Source organism: Thermus neutrinimicus (assembly GCF_022760955.1).
Lineage (GTDB): Bacteria > Deinococcota > Deinococci > Deinococcales > Thermaceae > Thermus > Thermus neutrinimicus.
In genome coordinates, this window is the sequence record NZ_JAKTNU010000009.1 from 36,880 (window position 1) to 59,208 (window position 22,329).

Consider the following 22,329-nt stretch of genomic DNA (forward strand, 5'->3'; position numbering starts at 1 on the left):
GTACCGGTTCTTGTCAATGCCCCCTGGTAAGTTTATGCCTGACCCATGGGTCAGGCCCTCCCCTGGGAGGGGGAGGGGCCCAATACCCACCCTCAGTACGTGGCCAGGTACTGGTCCAGCTCCCACTGGTGGACCGTGACCCGGTAGTCGTCCCACTCCATCTGCTTGGCCTGGAGGAAATGGGTGTAGACGTGCTCGCCCAAGGCCTCCCGGATCACCGGGTCCTTGCGCAGGGCCTCGAGGGCCTCCCTGAGGGTCCCTGGGAGCTCGCGGATCTTGTGCTTACGCCTTTCCCGCACGCTCATCTGGTAGATGTTGCGCTGGATGGGGGGTGGGGGGAGGAGCTTGCGCTCGATCCCGTCGATGCCGGCTGCGGCCATGACCGCCAGGGCCAGGTAGGGGTTGGCGGAGGGGTCGGGCATCCTGAGCTCGGCCCGGGTACCCACGCCCCGGCGGGCGGGCACGCGGATCATGGCCGAGCGGTTGGCCGCGGACCAGGCGATGTTGGTGGGGGCCTCGTACCCGGGGGTGAGGCGCTTGTAGGAGTTCACCAAGGGGTTGGTGATGGCTACCATGCCCTCCGCGTGCTCCAGGAGGCCGGCGATGAAGTGGAGGGCGGTCTGGGAAAGCTGGTACTCGGCCTTGGGGTCATAGAAGGCGTTCTCCCCGTTTTTGAAAAGGGAGAGGTGGGTGTGCATGCCGCTGCCGTTTATGCCCCGGATGGGCTTGGGCAGGAAGGTGGCGTGGAGGCCGTGGTTCAGGGCCACCCGCTTCACCACCCACTTGAAGGTGGCGATGTTGTCGGCGGTGGTGAGGGCATCCGCGTACTTGAAGTCGATCTCGTGCTGGCCCGGGGCCACCTCGTGGTGGGAGGCTTCGATCTCAAAACCCATGGCCACCAGGACGTTAACCATGTCCCGCCGGGCCTCCTCCCCCTTGTCGATGGGGGCCAGGTCGAAGTAGCCTGCCCGGTCGTGGGTTTCCACGGTGGGCAAACCGTCAGGCGTGCGCAGGAAGAGGAAGAACTCCGGCTCGGGGCCCGCATACATGTTGTCAAAGCCGAGCTTCTTAAGCCGCTCCACCTGGCGCTTCAACACGTACCGGGGATCCCCCTCGAAGGGGCGGCCATCGGGGTAGGCCACGTCGCAGATGAGGCGGGCCACCCGGCCCCGCCCGGGATCTTCCAGGGCCTCGGGCAGGATCACGAAGGTGTTGTAGTCCGGCTTGAGGAGCATGTCCGACTCCTCAATCCGGGTGAAGCCCTCGATGGAGGAGCCGTCAAACATGATCTCCCCGTCCAAGGCCTTCTCAAACTGGGACTCGGGGACCTCCACGTTCTTCACCACGCCCAGGATGTCGGTGATCTGCAAGCGCAGGAACTTGACCTTCTCCGCCTTGAGCGCCTTGAGGATTTCCGCCTTGGTGTACGCCATTTTTTAACCTCCTTAGCCTGCTGAGCCCGGGTACTCACCCATTTCCCCCAGCAGATTGCGCAAAGTGTACGGCAAAGATATGCACACTGTCAAGAGGAAGTGGTTCACTTTGCAACCTGGACGGGCTCGAGGCCCTTGACCCTAACCTGACCTACCCTTGGGTAGACTGGAACCTGGAGGTCGGGTATGTATAAGCGGCGCGAGGTATTGAAGGCAGGAGCGGCTTTGGGCTTGGCGAGCCTAGGTCTGGGGCGGGCCCAGGGGGGGTTTACCCTCACCCTGGTGCACACCAACGACACCCATGCCCACCTGGAGCCCATGGAGCTCACCCTTTCCGGCAAGAAGGTGCGGGTAGGGGGCGTGGCCCAGCGGATCGCCTTTTTTGACCGGTTGAGGGCTAGCCGGAAAAACCTCCTTTTCCTGGATGCCGGGGATGTGTTCCAGGGTACCCTGTACTTCAACCAGTACCGGGGCCTGGCGGACCGCTACTTCATGCACCGGGCCCTTTACCGGGTCATGGCCTTGGGCAACCATGAGTTCGACCTGGGGCCGGGTCCTTTGGCGGAGTTTTTGAGGGGGGCCCGGTTCAAGGTGGTGTCCGCCAACGTGGGGGTGGGGCGGGAGCCCAGGCTCAAGGGGCTCTTTACCCCCTATGCCGTGGTGCCGGTGGGTGGGGAGAAGGTGGGGGTGATCGGCCTCACCACCCCGGACACCCGGGAGATCGCCAACCCCGGGCCCACCGTGGACTTCCTGGACCCCTACGAGGCCGCCCAAAAGGCGGTGTACGAGCTGCTGAAAAAGGGGGTGAACAAGATTGTGGTCCTCTCCCACCTGGGCTACGGGGAGGACCTGAAGCTGGCCAGGAGGCTCGTGGGCGTGCAGGTGATCGTGGGCGGACACTCCCATACCCTTTTGGGGAGCTTCCCCCACAAGGAGCTGGCCCCGGCGGGGCCCTACCCCACGGTGGTGAAGAACCCCGAGGGCAAGGACGTCCTGGTGGTGCAGGCCTGGGAGTGGGGGAAGGTGGTGGGCCTCTTGGAGCTCACCTTTGACGCCAAAGGGGAGCTCCTTGCCTACAAGGGCGAACCCCTCCTCATGACCCCTGAGGTTTCCCCCGAGGACTTCTTCGCCAAGGAGGCCCTCCTGGCCTATGCCCAGCCGGTGATGGCCCTGATGGGACAGGTGATCGCCCAGGCCAAGGTGGACCTGATCGGAGAAAGGGCCATCGTGCGCAAGCGGGAGAGCAACCTGGGTAATCTCATCGCCGACGGCATGGTTTGGAAGACCAAAAACGCCGGGGTGCAGATCGCCCTGCAAAACGGCGGGGGGATCCGGGCCTCCATTCCCAAGGGCCCCATCACCGTGGGCAAGGTCTACGAGGTCCTGCCCTTCGGCAACACCCTGGTGGTTATGGACCTCAAGGGCAAGGAGATCAAGGCGGCTTTGGAGAACGGGGTTTCCCAGTGGGAGCAGGGGGCGGGCCGCTTCCTCCAGGTTTCCGGCCTGCGCTACGCCTTTGACCTCTCCAGGGCCCCAGGGGAGCGGGTGGTGCGGGTGGAGGTGAAGACGGAGAAGGGCTTTGTGCCCCTGGACCTCGAGGCCACCTACCGGGTGGTGGTCAACAACTTCATCGCTGCTGGGGGCGACGGCTTCACCGTGCTCAAGGAGGCCCAGGGCTACCGGGTGGACACCGGCTTCAGCGATGCGGAAAGCTTCATGGACTACCTCAAGGAGCTCAAGGAGGTGGAGGCGGGCCTCGAGGGGCGGATCGAGGTGTTGAACGAGCCCAAAGGGGAAAGGCCTGCCTACTGGGCTTTTGATCTTCCCTTGGGAGTGGGCGTCTAGGCTACCCTTGGCCCATGGGGAAAGGAAGTGGGGCCCGGGGGACGCGTCCCCCGGGCCCCGGGTTTTACGGCTAAACGGCTAGGAGCACCTGGACGGGGTCCCCCACCCGCACCAAGCCCCCCTCGAGGACCCGGGCGTAAAGCCCCCGGCCCCCATAGAGGAGCTTGGGAAGCTTCAGGTCAAACTGGGAGAGGCTGGAGCAGACCGTGCACACGTAGGAGAACTCCAAAAGGGCTTCCCCTACCCTTAGGCGGGTACCTGGGGGGAGGTCGTGAGGGTCGAGATCCAAAAGGAGGTTTTCCCCTAAGGCCCCAAGGGGAAGCTCGATCCCCGCCCCCCTGGCCTTCTCATAGGAGGGAAGCCCGGCCACCAGGACAGCCCGGTCGGGGTCCTTGCCCGCATGCCGGTCCCCCTTGGCCCCGAAGCCCGCCAGGAGTTCCAAGGACTCCACCCGGGGCTTGGGAAGCCCCGAGCCCAGGCCTAGGTGGAGGGAGACGACCTTACCCCTCATGGCAGCTTCAGCCCTTGCCGGTGTTTTAGCACCTCTTCCGGGCTTAGGACCTTGGCCCGGGCCGCCTTGACCTCCTCGGGGGTGTAGGGCGTGAAGCCTTGGGGGGTACCCCACGTCGCCAGATAGTTCAGGACCAAGGCAACCTCCTCGTCGGGGAGCCAAGCGAAGGAGGGCATGATGCCGGCGTACTCCTTCCCCTCCACTTGGATGGTGCCTTGGAGGCCATAAAGCACCGACAACAGGAGGTAGGTCCGGCCACCTTCCGCCTTGAGGATTTTTTCCACATGTCCTCTCAGGGGTGGGAAGGCGGGGGGATTGCCTTCCCCTTGTGGGCCGTGGCATCCCTGGCAGTTGGCGTAGACCTGGGCCCCGGTCTTGGGGGAGGAAGCTGGCTGGGCCGGGGGTGAGGCGGGTGGGGGCTCGGTGCCCAGGTAGGTGGCCAGGTAGTCCAGGATGGCCGCCCTCTCCTCGGGGGTGAGGCTTAAGCCCCGGAGCACCATTTCGTCAATAACCCCATCCCAGCGATCCCTAGAAAGCCGCTCCCGGGCTACAAAGCCGATGTCGTGGCAAGCCTGGCACTTGGCCAGGACCAGGTCCTTTCCCGGGCCCTCCGGGAGGGTATACTGCCCCAGCGCCAGGTAACCGGCAAGCCCTAGGGTGAGAAGGCCTAGAGGCAAAAAAGGCTTTTTCACATCACGCATGTTACCCCCGGTGGGTAAATGGTTTGTAGCCTAAAGAGCCCCTGGCCAAGGGCCAGGGGCGAGGAAGCTTCAGGCCACGCTGAACTTTACCCGCATCACCCCGTTATACTCATAGCCCCGCTCGTTCCAGGCGATGTTGCCATCCAGGGGCTGGCTACGGCCAGCGGCATCCCAGGCCCGGGCCATTACTTCGTGCTCTCCCGGGCGCAGGTAAAGGGTGGTCCGCCACCGGACCCAGCCGAAGGTCTTACCCTGGGTGGAGAGCTGGGCCTGGTGCCAGGTACGGCCGCCATTGGTGGATACCTCCACGCTCACGATGGGGACGATGCCGTCGTTGAAGGCCACCCCTTCTACCCGCACGTAAGGGCCTTCCACCGTCTGGCCCTCGAGGGGGGCGAAGATGAAGCTGTTAAGGGTAACCAGCCAGTTGGCGCGGGAGTTCTGGAGGGTATAGGGGTAGCGTTTCCCAGGCTCCTGGGGAAGGAAGGGAAGGTGGGTGTTGGGGATCGCGGGCACCCGGTAGCGGGGCACCTGCTCGGCGGTGGTGTTTTCTCCCTCGGCAAACTCAATCTTCTCCACCCATTTCACGTTGTTCACGCCAAAATACCCGGGGAAGACTAGGCGCACAGGCCCGCCGTGCACAGCGGGCAGGGGTTCCCCGTTCATGGAAAGGGCCAGGAGAGCGTTTTCCAGGGCATGGATGGGCACGGAGCGCACAAACTCGGGGGCGTTCCCCTGGCGGCTGGCGTGGGCGGTGATGAACAGGGCCTTCTCGCTCACCTTGACCCCTTTGGCCGCCAGGATGTCTTGGAGGCGCACGCCGCGGAAGGTGACGTTACCCACCCCACCCCGTTGCCAGGGGTTACCTGAGGGACGGGGGTTGTAAAGGGTGCGCCCGTTTCCCGAGCACTGAAGGACCATGGTGACCTCGGTCTGGGGCAAGGCGAAGAGCTCGCTGGCCTCGAAGGTGAAGGGCTTGTCCACCAGCCCCCCCACCTCCACCTTCCAGCCCTGGGGGCTGGCCCCTTCCACGGTGTTGTACCCGGGAAGGTCTACGTTGTTGCGGATGTAGAGGATCTCCTTTGAGGTGCGCTCCGGGTTGCTGGCCAGAAGGTCATAGGGGGTTTCCATGACCACGGGGCGTTGAGAGAGGACGATCAAATTGGCGTTTTTCCCCTTAACCAGCTGGTCGGCGGTGGGGGTTTGCTGGGCCATAACCCGGCCTCCAGCAGCCAGGAGCGCTGCACCCATGCCCATAAGCTTTAGCGTGGTGCGACGGTCAACTTTTTCCATATTAAACCTCCTTACCTTTAGGACCCTTGTCCCTTTAGGTTAGGATATTAACCGTTAACCTTACCCCTGTCAAGTTGGGGTACGTTGCAAAACCCCCGCTTCTTATCGGAAGATTCCAACGGGGTTATCCCAGGGTATGGTCTGGATTATCATGGAGGCCATGCTCAAGGGCGAAGGCCCTGGACCCCTGCCCCCCCTTCTCCAGCAGTACGTGGAGCTGAGGGATCGCTACCCCGATTACCTCCTCCTTTTCCAGGTGGGGGACTTCTACGAGTGCTTTGGGGAGGACGCGGAGAGGCTGGCCCGGGCCTTGGGCCTGGTCCTCACCCACAAGTCCAGCAAGGACTTCACCACCCCCATGGCGGGGATTCCCCTCCGGGCCTTTGACGCCTATGCGGAAAGGCTTTTGAAAATGGGTTTCCGGTTGGCGGTGGCGGACCAGGTGGAGCCGGCGGAGGAGGCCGAGGGATTGGTGCGGCGGGAGGTGACCCAGCTCCTTACCCCCGGCACCCTGGTGCAGGAGACCCTCCTTCCCAAGGAGGCCAACTACCTGGCGGCCATCGCCACGGGGGATGGCTTTGGGGTGGCCTTTTTGGACGTCTCCACCGGGGAGTTCAAAGGCACCCTGCTTAGGAGCAAGAGTGCCCTCTACGACGAGTTATTCCGCCATCGGCCCGCCGAGGTGCTCCTGGCCCCGGAGCTCAGGGAAAACCGGGAGTTTGTAGAGGAGTTCCAGAAGCGCTTCCCCGTTATGCTTTCGGAGGCTCCCTTTGAACCGGTGGGGGAAGGGCCCCTGGCCCTGCGCCGCGCCCAGGGGGCGCTCCTTTGGTACGCCCGCTGGACCCAAGGGGAGGGGTTTTCCCCAAGGCCCTTCCGCCCCTATGACCCGGGGGCCTTCATGCGCCTGCCCGAGGCCACCTTAAGGGCCCTCGAGGTCTTTGAGCCCATCCGGGGCCAGGACACCCTTTTTGGCGTCTTGGATGAGACCCGCACCGCCTTTGGCCGCAGGCTTCTGCAAAGCTGGCTCCGCCACCCCTTGCTGGAGGCGGGTCCTTTGGAGGCCCGGCTGGACCGGGTGGAGCGCTTCGTCAGGGAAGGGGCCCTGCGGGAGGGGGTGAGGCGGCTCCTTTTCCGCATGGCGGATTTGGAAAGGCTTGCCACCCGCTTGGAGATGGGGCGGGCAAGCCCCCGCGACCTGGGATCCTTGCGCCGTAGCCTGGAGATCCTGCCCGAGCTTTGGGCCCTTCTGGGGGAGGAGGTGGTCCTGCCCGACCTGGGTTCCCTTCTGGAGGAGCTGAAGGCGGCCTTGGAGGCGGAACTCCCCCTGAAGCTCTCCGAGGGAGGGTTGATCCGCGAGGGCTACGATCCCCACCTGGATGCCCTGCGGCAAGCCCACCGGGAGGGGGTGGCCTACTTCTTGGAGCTGGAGGAGAGGGAGAAGGCCAGGACCGGCATCCCCACCCTGAGGGTGGGCTATAACGCCGTATTCGGCTACTACCTGGAGGTGACCCGGCCCTATTACGAGAAGGTGCCCCCCGAGTACCGGGCCATCCAGACCCTCAAGGACCGGCAGCGCTACACCCTGCCGGAGATCAAGGAGAGGGAACGGGAGCTTTACCGCCTCGAGGCCCAGATCCGCCGCCGGGAGGAGGAGGTCTTCCTGGAGCTCAGGGAAAAGGCCAGGAAGGAGGCGGAGGCCCTCCGGGAGGTGGCCAGGGCCCTGGCGGAGCTGGACGTCTTTGCCGCCTTGGCGGAGGTGGCGGTGCGCTACGGCTACACAAGGCCCCGATTCGGCGATAGGCTTCACATCCGCGGGGGGCGCCACCCGGTGGTGGAGCGCCGCACCAGCTTTGTTCCCAACGACCTGGAGATGGCCCACCAGCTGGTCTTGGTCACCGGGCCCAACATGGCGGGGAAGAGCACCTACCTGCGCCAGACGGCCCTCATCGCCCTTCTGGCCCAGATCGGGAGCTTCGTTCCCGCGGAGGAGGCCACGCTTCCCCTCTTTGACTGCATCCTCACCCGCATCGGGGCCTCCGACGACCTGGCGGGGGGGCGGAGCACCTTCATGGTGGAGATGGAAGAGGTGGCCCTGATCCTCAGGGAGGCCACGGAGAAAAGCCTGGTCCTCTTGGACGAGGTGGGAAGGGGGACGAGTTCCTTGGACGGGGTGGCCATCGCCACCGCCGTGGCCGAGGCCCTGCACGAGAGGCGGTGCTACGCCCTTTTCGCCACCCACTACTTTGAGCTCACCGCCTTGCCCCTTCCCCGGCTGAAGAACCTGCACGTGGCCGCCAAGGAGGAGGAAGGGGGTTTGGTGTTCTACCACCAGGTCCTGCCGGGCCCCACCACCAAGAGCTATGGGGTGGAGGTGGCCCGCATGGCGGGGCTTCCCAAGGAGGTGGTGGAGCGGGCCAAGGCCCTTCTCCAGGTCCTCACCGCCCGCAGGGAGGGGGTGGCCGAGGCGGTGTTGGAAAGGCTTTTGGCCCTGGACCCCAATAGCCTCACCCCCCTCGAGGCCCTCCGCCTCTTGCATGAGCTCAAGGCCTTGGCCTTGGGTGCCCCCCTGGATACCATAAAGGGGTGATCCGCCCGCTTCCCGAGGAACTCCGGGGGCTTCTGGCCCGGGGCGAGGTGCTCTTTTCCCTGAAGGACGCGGTGCGGGAGCTTTTGGAAAACGCCCTGGACGCGGGGGCCAAAAGGGTGCGGGTGGAGCTCGTGGGTGGCGGACGGGAGAGGATCGTGGTGGAGGACGATGGCCAGGGGATCCCCTTGGCGGAGCTTCCCTTGGCGGTGGAACCCTTTGCCACCAGTAAGCTCCTGGACCCGGGGAGGATCACCACCCTGGGCTTTCGGGGCCAGGCCCTATACGCCCTAAGGCAGACGGCCCTCCTCAGGATCCGCTCCCGGCCCCGCTTCCAGGTGGGCGGGGGGCTTCTTTTGGCCCATAGGGACCGGGTGGAGCTCAAGGAGGTGCCCGCCCCTCCCGGGACCCGGGTGGAGGTGGTGGGGTGGGAGGGGGAGGGCACGGAGCGGGAGGTGGGGGAGCTTTTAAGGCGCTATCTCCTTCACTATCCTTGGCTTTCCCTGGCCTTCTTCGCCGAGGGGGAGGCCCGGCTTCTCTTTCCGGGGGCGGGGCTTAAGGAGGCGGCCCGGCTGGCCTTTGGCCGGGTCCTGGCGGAAAGGCTTTTACCCCTGGAGCGGGAGGCCGAGGGCATGCGCCTTCAGGGCCTGCTTTCCGGACCCCAGGCCTCCCGCACCCGGCCTGACCTCCTCTTTCTCGCCATCAACGGCCGGCCCGTGGCCTGGCCGGAGGGCTTGCTGAAGGCCGTGCGCCGGGCCTACCGGGAGCTTCTTCCCGAGGGGCATTTCCCCGTGGGCGTCCTGAACCTCACCCTGCCCCTCGAGGCCTTCCGCCTGCGGCTGGATGCCAGGAAGGAGGAGGTGGCGGTCTTGGAGGAGGTGGAGGGCTTTGTGGAGGAAGGCCTGAGGGAGGCCTTCCAAAGGCATCACCTGGCCCGGAGCCTCCCCGAACCCCGGCCCCTCATGCCCCTAAGTCCGCCCACGCCCTCGGGGCTTCCCCCTTTGCGATACCTGGGGCAGTTCCGGGGTAGCTACCTCTTGGCGGAGGCGGGGGATACCCTCTACGTGGTGGACCAGCATGCCGCCCACGAGCGGGTGCTTTACGAGGAGTTTCAAAGGCGCCTTAAGGAGGAGGGGTTAAAGGAGCTTCCCTATCCGGTTCTGGTGGAGCTTTCCCCCGGGGAGGAGGCCCTATTGCCGGAAAGGCAGGAGGCCTTGGCCTCCCTCTTTGCCCTCGAGGCCTTTGGCCCAGGCAGGGTCAGGCTTCTGAAGGCTCCCCCCTTCCTCCATCCCTATCCCCTCCTCCTTCCGGAGGCCTTCCGCGAGGCCTTGAGGGGGGAGGGTAGGGGCCTCACGGAGCTTCTGGCCCGCCTGGCCTGCCTGCCCGCGGTGAAGGCGGGGCACCCCCTGTCCCGCGCTGAGGGCCAGGCCCTTTTGGACGCCCTTCTGCGGTGCCAAACCCCTTGGGTCTGCCCTCACGGCCGGCCCACCCTTTTGGCCCTTAAGGAGGAGGACCTCATCCGCCGGTTTGGCCGCCGCTCTGGGGCGAGGGCAGGAGAAGAATCCCGTCCTCGTCTGCCAGAAGAAGGTCTCCCGGAAGAACCCTGGCCCAGGGGAGGTTAAGGGGTACATCCACCTCCCCCAGGCCCTCCTTGGCGCTCTTCCTGGGGGTGGCCGCCAAGGCCAGGATGCCCAGGGGCACTTCCTTGAGCTCCTCGGTATCCCGCACGGCCCCGTGGATCACCACCCCAGCCCAACCCCGCTCCCAGGCCAGCCGGGCTAGGTTGCCCCCCAAAAGGGCGGTCTTCAGGGAGCCTCCCCCGTCCACCACCAGCACCTGGCCTTCGCCTTCCTCCTCCAAAAGCCTTCGCACCAGGGCGTTGTCCTGGAAAACCTTTAGGGTGCGCACCCGCCCTTGGAAGCGGGTTTTTCCGCCAAAGCTCCTGAAGACCATGGGCAGGGTTTCCGCCTGGGGATGGGCGTCCGATAGGTCGGTGGTCCGCCAGTCCATGGGGATATAGTAGCGCCTATGGAAGAGGCGCGGCTCCTCATCACCTGCCCGGACCGGCCCGGAATCGTGGCCGCGGTCTCCGGGTTTCTTTACGCCCATGGGGCCAACATCACCGATCTGCAGCAGTATTCCACCGATCCCGAAGGCGGGACCTTTTTCATGCGCCTGGCCTTCACCACCCCCCACCTGGACCTTTCCCGCCCCGCCCTGGAGAGGGCCTTCCAGGACGTGGTGGCAAGCCGCTTCCAGATGGAATGGCGCCTGGCCTACGCCTCGGAGAGGAAGCGGGCGGCCATCCTGGTCTCCAAGCCGGCCCACGCCCTGTTGGAGCTCCTCTGGCGCTACCGGGTGGGGGAGCTTGCCATGGACCTGCGGATGGTGGTCTCCAACCACCCCCATCACCGGGAGGAGGTGGAGCGCTTCGGCATCCCCTACCACCACGTGCCGGTGGAGAAGGGGAGGAAAGAGGAGGCGGAGGAAAGGATCCTGGGCCTCTTGGAGGAGGAGGGGGTGGAGCTTGTGGTCCTGGCCCGTTACATGCAGATCCTCTCCCCCCGCTTCGTGGCCCGCTACCCCATGCGCATCATCAACATCCACCACTCCTTCCTGCCGGCCTTTGTCGGGGCCGACCCCTACCGCCAGGCCCACGAGCGGGGGGTGAAGATCATCGGGGCCACCGCCCACTACGTCACGGAGGAGCTGGACCAGGGTCCCATCATCGAGCAGGACGTGGTGCGGGTATCCCACCGCCACACGGTGGCGGAGATGCGCAGGCTGGGGCAGGAGCTGGAGCGCACCGTCCTGGCCCGGGCGGTGCGCTGGCACCTCGAGGACCGCGTCCTGGTCCACGGCAACAAGACCGTGGTCTTCGTCTAATCGGGGCCTAACCGGGAGAGCGTAAGGTAGGTTCGGGAGGTGGCGCATGAACCTAGCCCGTTCCTTTGTGGGTTTTTTGGTGCTTTCCCTGATGGCGGGGGCCGTGCTCTGGTGGGGTTTGAGCAACGGCCAGACCCCGCGCTCCCAGCCTGCGCCTACCGAGGCGGGGCTTTTGGAGTACGAGCGCAACACCGTGGAGATCGTGGAGAAGTACGGGGACGGGGTGGTCTACGTGGGGGTCGTGACCCGTCCCCAAAGGGTCCAGCTTCCCCCCGGATTCGAGTTCTTCGCCCCGTTTTTGCAGATGCCCCCGCAGGAGGGCACGGGCTCGGGCTTCGTGATCGATAAGGAGGGGCACATCCTCACCAATTACCATGTGGTGGCGGGAGCCAGCCGCATCACCGTAAAGTTCCACAACGACCCCAAGGAGTACCAGGCCCGCCTGGTGGGGGCGGCCCCGCCTTTGGACCTGGCCCTCCTCAAGGTGGAGGCGCCCAAGGAAAGGCTGGTGCCCCTGGTCCTAGGGGACTCTGACCGCATAAGGGTGGGGCAGAAGGCCATCGCCATGGGGAACCCCTTTGGCCTGGAGTTCACCGTGACCCAGGGGATCGTCTCCGCCATCCGGGAAAACCCCGGGGCCATTGGGGACGAGTCGGGTCTGGTGCCCCAGGTGATCCAGACGGACGCGGCCATCAACCCTGGAAACTCCGGGGGGCCCCTCCTCAACTCCCGCGGGGAGGTGATCGGCATCAACACCGCCATCTTCACCCCCACGGGCCAGTTCGGGGCCGCCCAGTTCGCCGGGGTGGGGTTTGCCCTGCCCATCAACCTGGTGAAGCAGTACCTGCCCGAACTCAAGGCGGGGAAGACCCTGACCGCGGAGGAGATCGTCAAAAGCCGCCCCCGGCTTGGCGTGTCCCTGATCCCCCTTTCCGTCTACCCGGAGCGGCTTCGCCAGCAGTACGGGCTTCCCGCCTCCGGCCTCATGGTGCAGGAGGTGGAGAGGAATAGCCCCGCTGCCCGGGCGGGCCTAAGGGCCCCAAGCCGCTTTGCCTATTTGCAACTCCCCACAGGGGAGACCCTCCAAGTGGGGGTGGATGGGGACGTGCTCCTCAAGGCCGACGGGGTTCCCCTTTCCTCCATCGCCCAGCTCCGCCAGGTCCTCTACAGCAAAAAGCCCGGGGAGGCGGTGAGCCTCGAGGTGTGGCGCCAGGGCCGCACCCTTACCCTGAAGGTGGTCCCCCAGGTCCTCCGTTAAGGGGGCCAGAGGAGGCGGAGGCGAAGGCACCCCTTTTCCACGCGGAACCAGGTGTTGCCCAGCCTTAGGGCCAGCCCCACCTCGGAGCAGTAGGCTAGGGTCTTTCGCCTTTCCCTGGCCAGCGCCTGGTTCCAGGGGTACTGGCCGGCGGTGTAGTAGGCTTCCGTTTCCGGGTCGGTGAAGGCCCGAAAACCCCCGAAGGCCCAGGGCAGGCGGAACTCCAAGAGGACGGGCTTACCCGTCACCGAGTTGACGAACTCCACCTGCCCTTGCTCCCAGGCGCTCAGGAGGAGGATCCACCTTTTCTGTCCGTCCTCCACCACCACCACCCGGGCCAGGCCGAGAAGGACCAGGGCAAGCCAAAAGGCCCAACTCCTTAGGAGCTGGGCCAGCCTGGTGCCGAGGTGGATGGGCTTCACCGGCCTACTTCAGGGCCCCGGCTTCCCGGAAGTAGCGCAGGGCCCCCTCGTGGTAGGGGATGGTGCCTCCCACAAAGCGCACGGCGTTTTCCAAGGAGGTGTCCCGGGCGGCGGCCACCGCCTGGCGCAGGGTGGCCAGGTTCTCAAAGGTGGCCTTGGTGAGGGCGTACGCGGCTTCCTCGGGCAGGCTTTGCGGGCAAACGAAGAGGTTCCAGAAGGTGAGGGTGGGGGTGTCGCTCCGGGCGCCGTAGACCGCCTTGGGGATCACCCCAGGGCCGGCGAGGCCGGGAAAGCGTTTCTGGAAGGCCTGCACCACGGTGCTCTTGGGATCCAAGGGCACCAGGTGGATCCTCTGCCCCTTTCGGGCCAGGGAGGCGGAGAGCTCGGTGATGGCCCCGGTGGGCAGGCCCCCCGACCAGAAGAAGGCATCGATGTTGCCCTCGGCCAGGGCGTTGGCGCTTTCCTGAGCCCCCAGGCGCTCCTGCTTGGCGAAGTCCTTGGGGGATAGCCCGGCGGCCTGGAGGACCAGTAGGGCCTCCACCTCCGTTCCCGAGCCCGGGGCCCCGGTGGACACCCGCTTCCCCTTTAGGTCCTGCACCACCCGGATGCCCGTTCCCTCCCGGGTGACGATGTGCAGGAAGTTGGGGTACATGGCGAAGAGGATGCGCACGTTTTTGGCGGGTCTATCCTTAAAGCGGTCGTGCTGGCCGGTGTAGGCCAGGTAAGCGGAATCGGGCAACACGGTGCCGCAGTAGTAGGTGCCCCCGCCCGTGCGGTTTTCCAGGAGGAGCAGGTTGTCGATGGAGGCCGCGGTCTGGATGGCCTGGGCCTCGGCTACCCCGGCCTTGTTCCAGATCTCCGCCAAGGTGGTGCCGTAGTAGAAGTAGACGCCTCCCACACCCCCGGTGGCCACCACCACCTTGGGCTTCTGGGCAAGACCCAGGCCCGCCAGGGCCAAGAGGACCAACAGGGCTCTCTTCATAGCCTTACCTCCTTTCCTTCGGCCTTACCCTAAGGCTTCCCGTGGGCTCCCGTCAACCCTTTGCGGAAGAAGGGAAGCCCGAGCAGGAAGGCCGCCAGGTTCAGGGGTCCGTAGGGTGCGAAGAGGAAAACTGCCAGGATACCCAAAGCCCAGGCCTCCCAGCGCTTGAGGGGCCTGCGGGTGTAGCCTGCGGCGGAGGCGGAGAGGTAGATGATGCCGATGGCCACCGAGAGGAAGCGCTCCAGGATCATGCCCCAGGCCTCGCCGGGAGGGGAGTTCTCCAACACGGGCACGATGAGAAGGGCGGTGCCGGAGTAGGAGAGGAGGAAGAAGAAGCCCACCAGGTACTTGGAGAGGGCCACCCGCGCCGCATAGACCCCGGTGACCAGGGGGTTGGTGCCGAAGACGCTGGATGCGGCATAGGCGGAAAGGGCCACGGGCGGGGTTACATCCGCCAGGACCGCGTAGTAGAAGAGGAACATGTGGGTGGCGAGGAGGGCGGCGGAGTCGGGGATGCCGTTTTGCTTGGCCAAGGCGATGATGGCGGGGGCGGTGAGGGCCGAGGTGAGCACGTAGGTGGCGGTGGGGGGCACTCCCATGCCCAGGATCAGGCTGAAGACAGCGGTGATGAGGGTGGCGAGGAGGAGGTTTTCCCCCGATACCTGCTGGAGAAGCTGGCTAAACTTGGAAGGAAGGCCGCTGATCACCATCATGGCGAAGATGAGGTTGGCGGCGGTCACGGCGGTGCCGATGGGCAGCAGAGTGCGGAAGCCATCCGCTAGCCCTTGGAAGATGGGGGAGATGCCTTGGGGCCGGAGGGTGGGATCCAGGTAGGTTAGGACGATGAAAAAGAGGAGGGCCAGGCTGGCGGCGGTGCGCACCTCGTAGCCCAGGTAGAGCATGACGATGATGAGGAGGATGGGCAGGAATAGGGTGCTGTAGCGAAGGATATAGGCCAGGCGGCTCATGCCCAGCTCCGCTCCTACCGGGGGCAGGCCCGCCTTGCGGGAATAGAACTCGTTGAAGGCCAAAACGGCGGTCAGGTAAAGCAGAGCGGGCCCCAAGGCCATGACGATCACCTTCAGGTAGGGTATCTGGAGGATCTCCACCATGATGAAGGCGATGGAGCCCATGACCGGGGGGGTGATGAGGGCGATGGTGCCCGCAGTGGCCACCAGGCCTGCGGCCACCAGGCGGTCGTAACCTGCCCTCTCGTAAAGGGGCTTGGTAAGGGCAGCGACAAACTGGGTATCCGCGGCCCCGGAGCCGGAGAACATCCCCATGAACACGCTGGCCAGGCCGGTGACCCGCCCGGGGGTGGCGGGGTGCTTGCCCACCAGGGCCAGGGCCAGGTTGGCCACCACCCTCCCCAGGCCCAAGGCCCCGATCATCCCGGAAAGCAGGGTGAAGTAGACCAGGTACTTGGCGGAGACCCCGGTGATGAGCCCGTAGATGCCGGCTTCCGTCTCGTTGAAGGTCTTGCCCAGGAGGAGGTCTATCCCCTGCCGGCTTCCCTTAAAGGCCCCGGGGAAGAGGTCGGCGTAGAGGTTGTAGCTGAAGAAGAAGAGGACCAGCACCGGCATCACCGGGCCCAGGAGGCGGTAGACCAAGCCCAGGACCAGCATGATGAGCCCGAAGGACATGGCCATGTCCCAGGGCTCGGGAAGCACCGCCCGGTAGACCAGCTCCTCAAAGAAGCGGAGCTGGTAGAGGGTGGGGAATAGGGCTAGGAGAAGGGCCAGGAGGTCCGCAGGGCGCTTAAGGCCGGGCAGAAGGGCGGGAAGGGCTGCCACCCCCCAGTACAGGAAGCCCACCGCCTTGGCTTCCCAGGGAAGGCTGACCCCGGGAACGTTGGGGAAAAGGAAGTTGTAAAGGGGGATGAGGGTAAAGAGGAAAAAAACCCAGGAGCCAAAGGTGCGCTTCCGGGGGAGGTGGAAAGAAACCAGGTAGCCTCCCAAGAGGAGGAAGAGCACGTGGGTGCTTCGCTGGAGCTGTACTATGTCCAGGATGGGGATCTCCGCCCTGGCCAAGGGGGTGAAGGGATGCAGGACCAGATAGAGGCTGTAAAGGGCTCCCAGGATCAGGATCCAGCGGGTGAACCGGGCCAGGGGGGTGGAGGACGGGGTTTGAGGGTGCTCTAGCTCCATGGTTGCCTCCAAAAAAGCCCGGGGCCTGGAGGGTTCCAGGACACCCGGGCTAAGGCATGGCCTACTTGATGAGGCCTTTCTCCTTTAGGTACCGCTCAGCCCCGGGGTGGAAGGGGATGGGGAGCTTCCCGTAAAGCTTGGCGGTGGCCTCGAGGCTGGTGTCCTTGGCGGCGGCCACAGCGGTGCGCAGGGTGTCCAGGTTCTCGAAGATGGCCTTCATGATGGCGTACCCGGCCTCCGCGGGCAGGCTTTCCGGACAGACCACGATGTTGCCCGTGGCCAGCCCCGGCACGTCGGTGCGGGTGTTGTAGACGTTCTTGGGCACCTTGTAGGGGTCCACCAGGCCCGGGAACCGCTTCATGACCACCTGGGCGGTGGTGCTCTTGGGGTCGATGGGCACCAGGTGGATGCGGTCCCCCTTGCGGGCGAGGGTCTGGGAGAGCTCCACGATGGAGCTGGTGGGCACGCCCCCCACCCAGAAGAAGGCGTCCAGGGTGCCCTCGGCCAGAGCCTTGGCTCCTTCCGCCACGGGCAGGCGCTCCCGCTTGGCAAAGGTTTCCGGCTTGACCCCTGCCCCCTGCAGGACCAAAAGGGCCAGGTTTTCCGTGCTGGAGCCGGGCTGGCCGGTGGAAACCCGCTTGCCCTTAAGGTCCTGCACCACCTTGATGCCGGTCTTTTCCGTGGTCACCAGGTGGATGAAGGAAGGGTACATGTAGAAGAGGACCCGCTGGCTCTTGGCGGGTTTGTCCTTGAAGCGGGGCTCCTCCCCGGTGTAGGCCACGTAGGCGGAGTCGGTGGTGGTGAGGGCGCAGTAGTAGGTGTTGCCCGAGGTGCGGTCCCGGAGGAGTTGCAGGTTGTCGTAGGAGCCACCGGTCTGCACCGGCTGGGCCTCCACCGCCCCGGCCTTGTTGAGGATGTCCGCCATGGCGGTACCGTAATAGAAGAAGACGCCTCCGGTGCTCCCCGTGCCGATCACCACCTTGGGCTTCTGCGCCAGGCCTAGGCCTAGGGCCACAAGACCGATGAGGATAAGGGTTCGCTTCATGGTCGCCTCCCGTATACTTTTGCGCTCCTAACCTACCCTACCCTTGGGTGGCTGTCAAGGTGAGGAACGTCCTAGCATCCGCACCTGGAAGGCCCTTAGGAGATCGGTCTTGCTGAGGATGCCGCGAAGCTGTTCCCCTTCCATCACCAGGGCCCGGACGTACCCCCGCTCGGCCATCCGTTCCATGGCGGCGAGGGCCTCCTCCTCCGGGGAGAGGACCAAGGGCTCTTTTAGGTGGTGGACCACCGGGTCCAAGGGGTCGGCTCCCTCCAGCCCCTCGAGGCCCACCACCCCTAGAACCCGCCCCTCCTCTACCACGGGAAAGCCGGAAACCTTGTGGGCCAGGGCCAGGCCCAGCACCTCCTGGACCGAAAGCCCCGGCGGGACCACCAGGGGGTTTGGGGTCATCAAGTCCCTTACCTTGAGCCCACTTAGGGCTTGGGCCAGGAGGGTGGCCTCCACCTCGGCCCTCGAGGCCATGTACACGAAAAAAGCGATAAGGATCAGGAAGGGGTTGAGGACCACCAGGCCGAAAAGCCCCAAGGCCCAGGCCACCGCCTGGCTCAGGGCCAGGGCCTGCCGGGTGGCCTGGAGGTAGGGTTTGCGGAAGGCCAAAAGCGCCCGGTAGACCCGGCCCCCGTCCAAGGGCAAGGCCGGAAGGAGGTTAAATAGTCCCAGCATCAGGTTCACCAGGGCCAAATAGTGGGTGAGGAACCCCAAGGCCCCAGCCTCCACCCGTAGCAAACGGAAGAGGAGGGCCAGGGCGAGGCTCACCGCTGGCCCCGCCAGGGCGATCCCGAGCTCCTTTTGGGGTTCCCTGGGGATCCTTTCCATCTGGGCCACCCCGCCCAAAAGCCAAAGGGTGATGCGCTTGGTTTCGATGCCGAAGCGCCGGGCGGTTAAGGCGTGCCCGAGCTCGTGCAAAAGCACGGAGGCGAATAGCCCTAAGGCGGCCGATAAACCCAGGAGAAAGGGCAGGCTGCCTTGGAGCAGGGAGGGGTCCTGGGGCAGGCCAAAAAACTCCAGGTAAAGGGGTAGGTTGCTGCCGATGAGAAAGGCCATCAGGGGCAGGATCAGGAGGAAGGAGAGGTCCAGGTAGAGGGGGATTCCCAGGACGCGGAACAGGGGAAGGCCGCGCTGGAGCATGCCTCAGTATAGGCATAGGGCAGGGGGCGGCTTGATAATGACTGGTCAGTCAGTCGTAGGATAAAGGGGTGCTGGCCTTGGCCCTCCTCCGAGACCCCCTTTATCGCTCCTACTGGCTCGCCCTTTTTGCCTCCCAGATGGGCACCTGGATGCAGTCCGCGGCCCAGGGCTGGCTGGTCCTCCTCCTTACGGGAAGCGCGGAGAGGCTTGGGCTCGTGGTGGCCCTGCAGTTTTTGCCTTCCCTGCTCTTTTCCCTCCCCGCCGGGGTCTTGGCGGATCGTTACCCCAAGCGGAACCTCCTTCTCTTTACCCAGGGGGGCATGATGGTTCTGGCCCTTCTTATGGCCCTCCTCATCCTCACCGGAGGGGTGCGGTACGGCCACGTGCTCCTCTTCGCCTTCCTCTACGGGGCCTTGAACGCCATGGACCTCCCGGTGCGCCAAAGCTTCACCGTGGAGCTGGCGGGCCGGGACCGGTATCCGGGGGCCATCGCCCTTAACTCCTTTGGCTTCAACACCAGCAGGTTGTTGGGGCCGGCCCTGGCGGGGTTGTCCATCGCCTTCTTTGGCGTGGGGGTGGCCTATTTGGCCAATGCCCTTTCCTTTTTGCCCCTTCTTTTGGTCCTGCGCCGAACCTCCCTGGGCCCCAGGGAGGAGGAAGGGAATGGCCGCTTTTGGCGGGAGGCCCAGGAGGGGGTGCGCTTTGTCCTGGAGCATCCCTTGGTGCGCCGGGTGGTGGGGCTTTTGCTCTTCGCTAGCCTCTTGGGCATGAACTTCCAGACCCTGGTGCCCGCCTATGCCCGGCTGGTCCTGGGTCTTTCCGCCACCGGGTATGGCGCCTTGCTGTCCAGCGTGGGGCTTGGGGCCCTGGGGGCGGCTTTGGTCATGGCCTTCACGGGTCGGCCCAAACCGGGCAGGCTTCTTCTAGGGGTCTTTTTCCTTTCCCTGGCCCACCTGGGCCTCTTCCTGCCCTACGCCTTCCTGGCCCCCTTCTTTTTGGCCCTGGGAGGGTTCGGCATGATCTCCGTGCTCATCAACGCCAACACCCTGGTGCAGCTATCCGTGCCCGACCGGATCCGGGGCCGGGTGATGGCGGTGTACAGCCTGGTGATGCTGGGCACCGGGCCCCTTGGGGCCTACCTCACCGGGCTTCTCTTTGAGCTCCTCGGGGGGCGCCTGGCCGCCTTGGCCCTGGGAGGAGCGGTGCTGATGGTGGGGCTTTACGGGCTACGCCCCTGGCCTAGGGAGCCCAGTCCTCCGGCCTAGGCCCCAGGCCCAGGCGCCAGGCCACCCCCTGGGCCACCCGTATTCCCGCCTTCCCGTCCCCGTAGGGGTTCTTGGCCTGTCGCATGCGGGTGAGCTCCTCGGGGTTTTCCAGCAAAGCCCTCACCGTGAGGTAAACCCTTTGGGGATCGGTGCCCGCCAGCCTCAAGATGCCCGCCTCGAGGCCTTCCGGCCTTTCCGTGACGTTCCTGAGCACCACCACGGGAACCCCCAAGGCCGCTCCCTCCTCCTGAAGCCCCCCGGAGTCGGTGATGAGGAGGAGGCTTTCCCGCATAAGGGCGGCCATGGGCCCGTAGTCCAGGGGATCCAGGAGGAGAAAGTTCTTTACCCCTTTGAGCACGGGAAAGACCGCCTCCCGCACCACGGGGTTAAGGTGTACTGGGTAGACGAAGGTGAGGTGGGGAAAGGCTTCGGCCACCTTCCTCAAGGCCCGGGCAAGCTCGGAAAGGATGGGCCAGTTCTCCCGGCGGTGCATGGTCACGGTCACGTAGGGCCCTGGGGGAAGGCCCTGGGGGAGCCGGCCCAGTTGGGCGGCCAAGAGCACGGCATCCACCCCCGTCTGGCCGGTGACCAGGACCGTTTCCCCCCGCTTCCCCTCCCTTAGGAGGTTCTCCTTGGCCAGGGGGGTGGGGGCGAAGTCCAGGTCGGTGAGGACGTCGGTGAGGCGGCGGTTGGCCTCCTCGGGAAAGGGTTCCTTGAGGTTGCCGCTCCTTAAGCCCGCCTCCACGTGCCCCACGGGAAGCCCCACCAGGAAGGCCGCCCAGGCTACGGCGAAGGTGGTGAGGGTGTCCCCGTGGACCAGCACGTAGTCCGCCCGCATCTCCTCGAGGGCCCTGGCCGCCTGGGGCAGGATACGGGCTGCCAGGTCCGGCAGGGCCTGGCGCTCTTGCATCACGTCCAGGTTCCGGTCCTCCTGGATGCCGAAAAGCCCCAGGGCCTGCCTCAGCTGCTCCCGGTGCTGGCCGGTGAGGAGGACGAGGGGCTTGATGTGGGGGTACCCCTTCAAGGCCAGGTAGACCGGGGCCATCTTGGTGGCCTCGGGCCGGGTGCCAAAGGCCAGAACCACGCGCTTCATGCTATTCTGCCCCCCTCCAAAGGGCCCTAAGGCGGCGGTAGGTCACCCACCCCAGGCCGGAAACCGTGGCGAAAAGGCTTGCCAGGATGGCCTCCTTGGGCATGCCCAGGTAGACCATGGCCAGAAGGTTAAAGAGGAGGGCAAGCCCCCACAGGAGGAAGGCCACCCGCCTTTGGGAAAGCCCCCGGGCCAGGAGCCGGTGGTGGATGTGGTCCTTGCCGGGGGTGGAAAGGGGGTTTTGCCCCCGAAATAGCCTTCGCACCACCACCTGGGTGGTGTCCAGGATGGGGAGGAGGAGGAAGAGGGCTGGGGGGAGGAGGCCCAAAAAGGTGGTGAGCTTCAGGTTGCCAAGGAGGGCGGTGGCCGCCAGGGTGTAGCCCAGAAAGTAGGCCCCCGCATCCCCCAGGATGATGCGGCTGGGGTGAAGGTTGTGCCGCAGGAAGCCCAAGGCGGCCCCGGCCAGGGCCGCCAGGACCAGGGTGCCTGCCGCCCAGTAGGGAAACTGGGCGCTCACGAAGAGGAGGCTCATGGCGCTAATGTACGCCACCCCGCCCGCCAGCCCATCCAGGCCGTCCATGAGGTTCAGGGCGTTGGTAATCCCCACCACCCAGAGCCAGGTGAGGAAAAGCCCCAAGACGGGATCCAGGGGGGTGCCGAAGGCGGCCTCGAACCGCACCCCCACCGCCATGAGGAGGAGGGCGGCCAGGGTCTGCACGAAGAGGCGAAAGAGGGGCGGCAGGCCGAACTGGTCGTCGATGAAGCCCACCAGCACCAGCCAGGCTCCTCCCAGGAGGATGGCGAGGATTTGGATAAGAACCTGTTCCACCAGGATGGGCCTTAGGAAGGCGGCCACCACCAGGGCCAGCACCACCCCCGCGTAGACTGCCAGGCCCCCGGCGTTGGGCAGGGGCTCCCGGTTTAGGCGCCTTTCGTTGGGCATGTCCGCCCAACCCACCTTGAGGGCGAAGCGGCGCACCTGGGGCAGGAACCGCCAGGTGAAGAAAAGGGCCAGCAGGAAGGCGAAGGCCACGGTGAGCCAGCCTGTGCCCGTGGGCTCGGCGATGCCTATCCTGCGGAGAAGCTCGGTCATTTGGTCCCGTAGATCCGGTCCCCGGCGTCCCCCAGGCCGGGAACGATGTAGCCGTGGTCGTTCAGGCGCTCGTCGATGGCCGCCACCACCACCTCGGTGTCGGGGTGGTCCTGGGCGATGCGCTCCAGGCCCTCGGGGGCAGCGATGAGGCACATGAGCTTGATTCCCGTGGCCCCCTTCTCCTTAAGCAGGGTGAGGGCGTGGCTGGCGCTTCCGCCCGTGGCCAGCATGGGGTCCAGGAGGAAGACCCGGCGCTCGTGGATATCCGGGGGTAGCTTGGCGTAGTACTGGACGGGCTTGAGGGACTCGGGGTCCCGGTAGAGGCCGATGTGCCCCACGCGGGCATGGGGCACCAGCTTGAGGATGCCCTCCACCATGACCAGTCCGGCCCGCAGGATGGCCACCAGGGCCAGCTTCTTGCCGGAAAGTACCTTGACCCGGGCGGGGGCCACAGGGGTTTGCACGGTGGTTTCCGTGAGCTCCAGGTCCCTCATGGCCTCGTAGGCCATGAGGAGGGACAGCTCCTCCGCCAGCTCGCGAAAGTCCTTGGCGCCCGTGCGCCTATCCCGGAGGTGGGCCAGCTTGTGCTGGACCAAGGGATGGTCCACCAGGGTGATCCTCATCCCCCAAA

Annotated in this window: 19 protein-coding genes; 6 read left to right on the plus strand and 13 right to left on the minus strand. The window is 65.6% G+C overall.

What is annotated here, in order from left to right; all coding sequences use genetic code 11:
- Positions 1-92 precede the first annotated feature (92 nt).
- The gene (gene glnA, locus L0C59_RS06955) at positions 93-1,433 is read right to left on the minus strand and encodes a type I glutamate--ammonia ligase (RefSeq protein ID WP_243090619.1); all 1,341 of its coding nucleotides are present in this window, start codon (positions 1,431-1,433) and stop codon (positions 93-95) included.
- A gap of 186 nt (positions 1,434-1,619) precedes the next feature.
- Between glnA and L0C59_RS06960 the strand changes: the two genes are divergently transcribed.
- On the plus strand, positions 1,620-3,278 hold the full coding sequence (locus L0C59_RS06960; RefSeq protein WP_243090620.1) for a bifunctional metallophosphatase/5'-nucleotidase: 1,659 nt from the start codon (positions 1,620-1,622) through the stop codon (positions 3,276-3,278).
- Between the two features lie 70 nt (positions 3,279-3,348).
- Here the strand turns inward: L0C59_RS06960 and L0C59_RS06965 are convergent, their stop codons facing one another.
- The 3 genes from L0C59_RS06965 to L0C59_RS06975 form a co-directional block, all read right to left on the minus strand.
- On the minus strand, positions 3,349-3,789 hold the full coding sequence (locus L0C59_RS06965) for an MOSC domain-containing protein (RefSeq protein ID WP_243090621.1): 441 nt from the start codon (positions 3,787-3,789) through the stop codon (positions 3,349-3,351).
- The gene (locus L0C59_RS06970; RefSeq protein WP_423247927.1) at positions 3,786-4,481 is read right to left on the minus strand and encodes a c-type cytochrome; all 696 of its coding nucleotides are present in this window, start codon (positions 4,479-4,481) and stop codon (positions 3,786-3,788) included. The genes L0C59_RS06965 and L0C59_RS06970 overlap by 4 nt, the downstream gene beginning before the upstream one ends.
- Before the next feature lie 78 nt (positions 4,482-4,559).
- Positions 4,560-5,783: a sulfite oxidase gene (locus L0C59_RS06975; RefSeq protein WP_243090623.1), complete on the minus strand. Its 1,224-nt coding sequence runs from the start codon at positions 5,781-5,783 to the stop codon at positions 4,560-4,562.
- Between the two features lie 151 nt (positions 5,784-5,934).
- On the opposite strand from L0C59_RS06975, the gene mutS reads away from it, so the two are divergent.
- Positions 5,935-8,370, plus strand: coding sequence for a DNA mismatch repair protein MutS (mutS, locus tag L0C59_RS06980; RefSeq protein ID WP_243090660.1), 2,436 nt, complete (start codon positions 5,935-5,937; stop codon positions 8,368-8,370).
- Positions 8,367-9,989: a DNA mismatch repair endonuclease MutL gene (gene mutL, locus L0C59_RS06985; protein WP_243090624.1), complete on the plus strand. Its 1,623-nt coding sequence runs from the start codon at positions 8,367-8,369 to the stop codon at positions 9,987-9,989. The genes mutS and mutL overlap by 4 nt, the downstream gene beginning before the upstream one ends.
- On the opposite strand, the gene rraA is transcribed toward mutL, so the two are convergent.
- Entirely contained in the window at positions 9,883-10,377 is a 495-nt protein-coding gene (rraA, locus tag L0C59_RS06990; RefSeq protein ID WP_243090625.1) for a ribonuclease E activity regulator RraA, read from the minus strand. The two genes, mutL and rraA, sit on opposite strands and share 107 nt — an antisense overlap.
- Positions 10,378-10,395: 18 nt before the next feature.
- Between rraA and purU the strand changes: the two genes are divergently transcribed.
- Both purU and L0C59_RS07000 read left to right on the plus strand, forming a co-directional pair.
- A complete protein-coding gene (purU, locus tag L0C59_RS06995) occupies positions 10,396-11,253 on the plus strand; it encodes a formyltetrahydrofolate deformylase (RefSeq protein WP_243090627.1) in 858 nt (285 codons plus the stop codon).
- Positions 11,254-11,299: 46 nt separating this feature from the next.
- Complete coding sequence (locus L0C59_RS07000; protein ID WP_243090629.1) at positions 11,300-12,511, plus strand: S1C family serine protease; 1,212 nt, start codon at positions 11,300-11,302, stop codon at positions 12,509-12,511.
- Here L0C59_RS07000 and L0C59_RS07005 read toward each other — a convergent pair.
- The 5 genes from L0C59_RS07005 to L0C59_RS07025 form a co-directional block, all read right to left on the minus strand.
- A complete protein-coding gene (locus L0C59_RS07005; RefSeq protein WP_243090662.1) occupies positions 12,508-12,921 on the minus strand; it encodes a hypothetical protein in 414 nt (137 codons plus the stop codon). The two genes, L0C59_RS07000 and L0C59_RS07005, sit on opposite strands and share 4 nt — an antisense overlap.
- A 13-nt stretch (positions 12,922-12,934) precedes the next feature.
- Positions 12,935-13,912, minus strand: coding sequence for a TAXI family TRAP transporter solute-binding subunit (locus L0C59_RS07010; protein WP_243090632.1), 978 nt, complete (start codon positions 13,910-13,912; stop codon positions 12,935-12,937).
- Positions 13,913-13,941: 29 nt separating this feature from the next.
- On the minus strand, positions 13,942-16,059 hold the full coding sequence (locus L0C59_RS07015; RefSeq protein WP_243090633.1) for a TRAP transporter permease: 2,118 nt from the start codon (positions 16,057-16,059) through the stop codon (positions 13,942-13,944).
- 61 nt (positions 16,060-16,120) lie between these two features.
- Positions 16,121-17,104, minus strand: coding sequence for a TAXI family TRAP transporter solute-binding subunit (locus L0C59_RS07020; protein WP_243090634.1), 984 nt, complete (start codon positions 17,102-17,104; stop codon positions 16,121-16,123).
- Between the two features lie 54 nt (positions 17,105-17,158).
- Complete coding sequence (locus L0C59_RS07025; RefSeq protein ID WP_243090636.1) at positions 17,159-18,250, minus strand: site-2 protease family protein; 1,092 nt, start codon at positions 18,248-18,250, stop codon at positions 17,159-17,161.
- A 68-nt stretch (positions 18,251-18,318) separates the two neighbouring features.
- Between L0C59_RS07025 and L0C59_RS07030 the strand changes: the two genes are divergently transcribed.
- Positions 18,319-19,515, plus strand: coding sequence for an MFS transporter (locus L0C59_RS07030; RefSeq protein WP_243090638.1), 1,197 nt, complete (start codon positions 18,319-18,321; stop codon positions 19,513-19,515).
- Here the strand turns inward: L0C59_RS07030 and wecB are convergent.
- Genes wecB through upp form a run of 3 tightly spaced genes read right to left on the minus strand, consistent with a single transcriptional unit; the run spans position 19,490 to position 22,321 of the window.
- Complete coding sequence (wecB, locus tag L0C59_RS07035; protein WP_243090639.1) at positions 19,490-20,608, minus strand: non-hydrolyzing UDP-N-acetylglucosamine 2-epimerase; 1,119 nt, start codon at positions 20,606-20,608, stop codon at positions 19,490-19,492. The genes L0C59_RS07030 and wecB overlap by 26 nt on opposite strands.
- A 1-nt stretch (position 20,609) precedes the next feature.
- Positions 20,610-21,698 carry an MraY family glycosyltransferase gene (locus L0C59_RS07040; protein WP_243090641.1) on the minus strand — a complete coding sequence of 363 codons (1,089 nt, stop codon included), beginning with the start codon at positions 21,696-21,698 and terminating at the stop codon, positions 20,610-20,612.
- Positions 21,695-22,321 (minus strand): uracil phosphoribosyltransferase, encoded by a 627-nt coding sequence (upp, locus tag L0C59_RS07045; RefSeq protein WP_243090642.1) that lies wholly within the window; start codon positions 22,319-22,321, stop codon positions 21,695-21,697. The genes L0C59_RS07040 and upp overlap by 4 nt, the downstream gene beginning before the upstream one ends.
- Positions 22,322-22,329 lie beyond the last annotated feature (8 nt).

Excerpts from the sequence above, each read along its gene's own strand:
- L0C59_RS06960 (WP_243090620.1), top strand. The coding sequence starts at position 1,620 with ATGTATAAGCGGCGCGAGGTATTGAAGGCAGGAGCGGCTTTGGGCTTG.
- L0C59_RS07000 (WP_243090629.1), top strand. The coding sequence starts at position 11,300 with ATGAACCTAGCCCGTTCCTTTGTGGGTTTTTTGGTGCTTTCCCTGATG.
- mutS (WP_243090660.1), top strand. The coding sequence starts at position 5,935 with ATGGAGGCCATGCTCAAGGGCGAAGGCCCTGGACCCCTGCCCCCCCTT.
- glnA (WP_243090619.1), bottom strand. The coding sequence starts at position 1,433 with ATGGCGTACACCAAGGCGGAAATCCTCAAGGCGCTCAAGGCGGAGAAG.
- wecB (WP_243090639.1), bottom strand. The coding sequence starts at position 20,608 with ATGAAGCGCGTGGTTCTGGCCTTTGGCACCCGGCCCGAGGCCACCAAG.
- purU (WP_243090627.1), top strand. The coding sequence starts at position 10,396 with ATGGAAGAGGCGCGGCTCCTCATCACCTGCCCGGACCGGCCCGGAATC.
- L0C59_RS06975 (WP_243090623.1), bottom strand. The coding sequence starts at position 5,783 with ATGGAAAAAGTTGACCGTCGCACCACGCTAAAGCTTATGGGCATGGGT.
- L0C59_RS07015 (WP_243090633.1), bottom strand. The coding sequence starts at position 16,059 with ATGGAGCTAGAGCACCCTCAAACCCCGTCCTCCACCCCCCTGGCCCGG.
- L0C59_RS07010 (WP_243090632.1), bottom strand. The coding sequence starts at position 13,912 with ATGAAGAGAGCCCTGTTGGTCCTCTTGGCCCTGGCGGGCCTGGGTCTT.
- rraA (WP_243090625.1), bottom strand. The coding sequence starts at position 10,377 with ATGGACTGGCGGACCACCGACCTATCGGACGCCCATCCCCAGGCGGAA.
- L0C59_RS07020 (WP_243090634.1), bottom strand. The coding sequence starts at position 17,104 with ATGAAGCGAACCCTTATCCTCATCGGTCTTGTGGCCCTAGGCCTAGGC.
- upp (WP_243090642.1), bottom strand. The coding sequence starts at position 22,321 with ATGAGGATCACCCTGGTGGACCATCCCTTGGTCCAGCACAAGCTGGCC.
- L0C59_RS06965 (WP_243090621.1), bottom strand. The coding sequence starts at position 3,789 with ATGAGGGGTAAGGTCGTCTCCCTCCACCTAGGCCTGGGCTCGGGGCTT.
- L0C59_RS07025 (WP_243090636.1), bottom strand. The coding sequence starts at position 18,250 with ATGCTCCAGCGCGGCCTTCCCCTGTTCCGCGTCCTGGGAATCCCCCTC.
- L0C59_RS07040 (WP_243090641.1), bottom strand. The coding sequence starts at position 21,698 with ATGACCGAGCTTCTCCGCAGGATAGGCATCGCCGAGCCCACGGGCACA.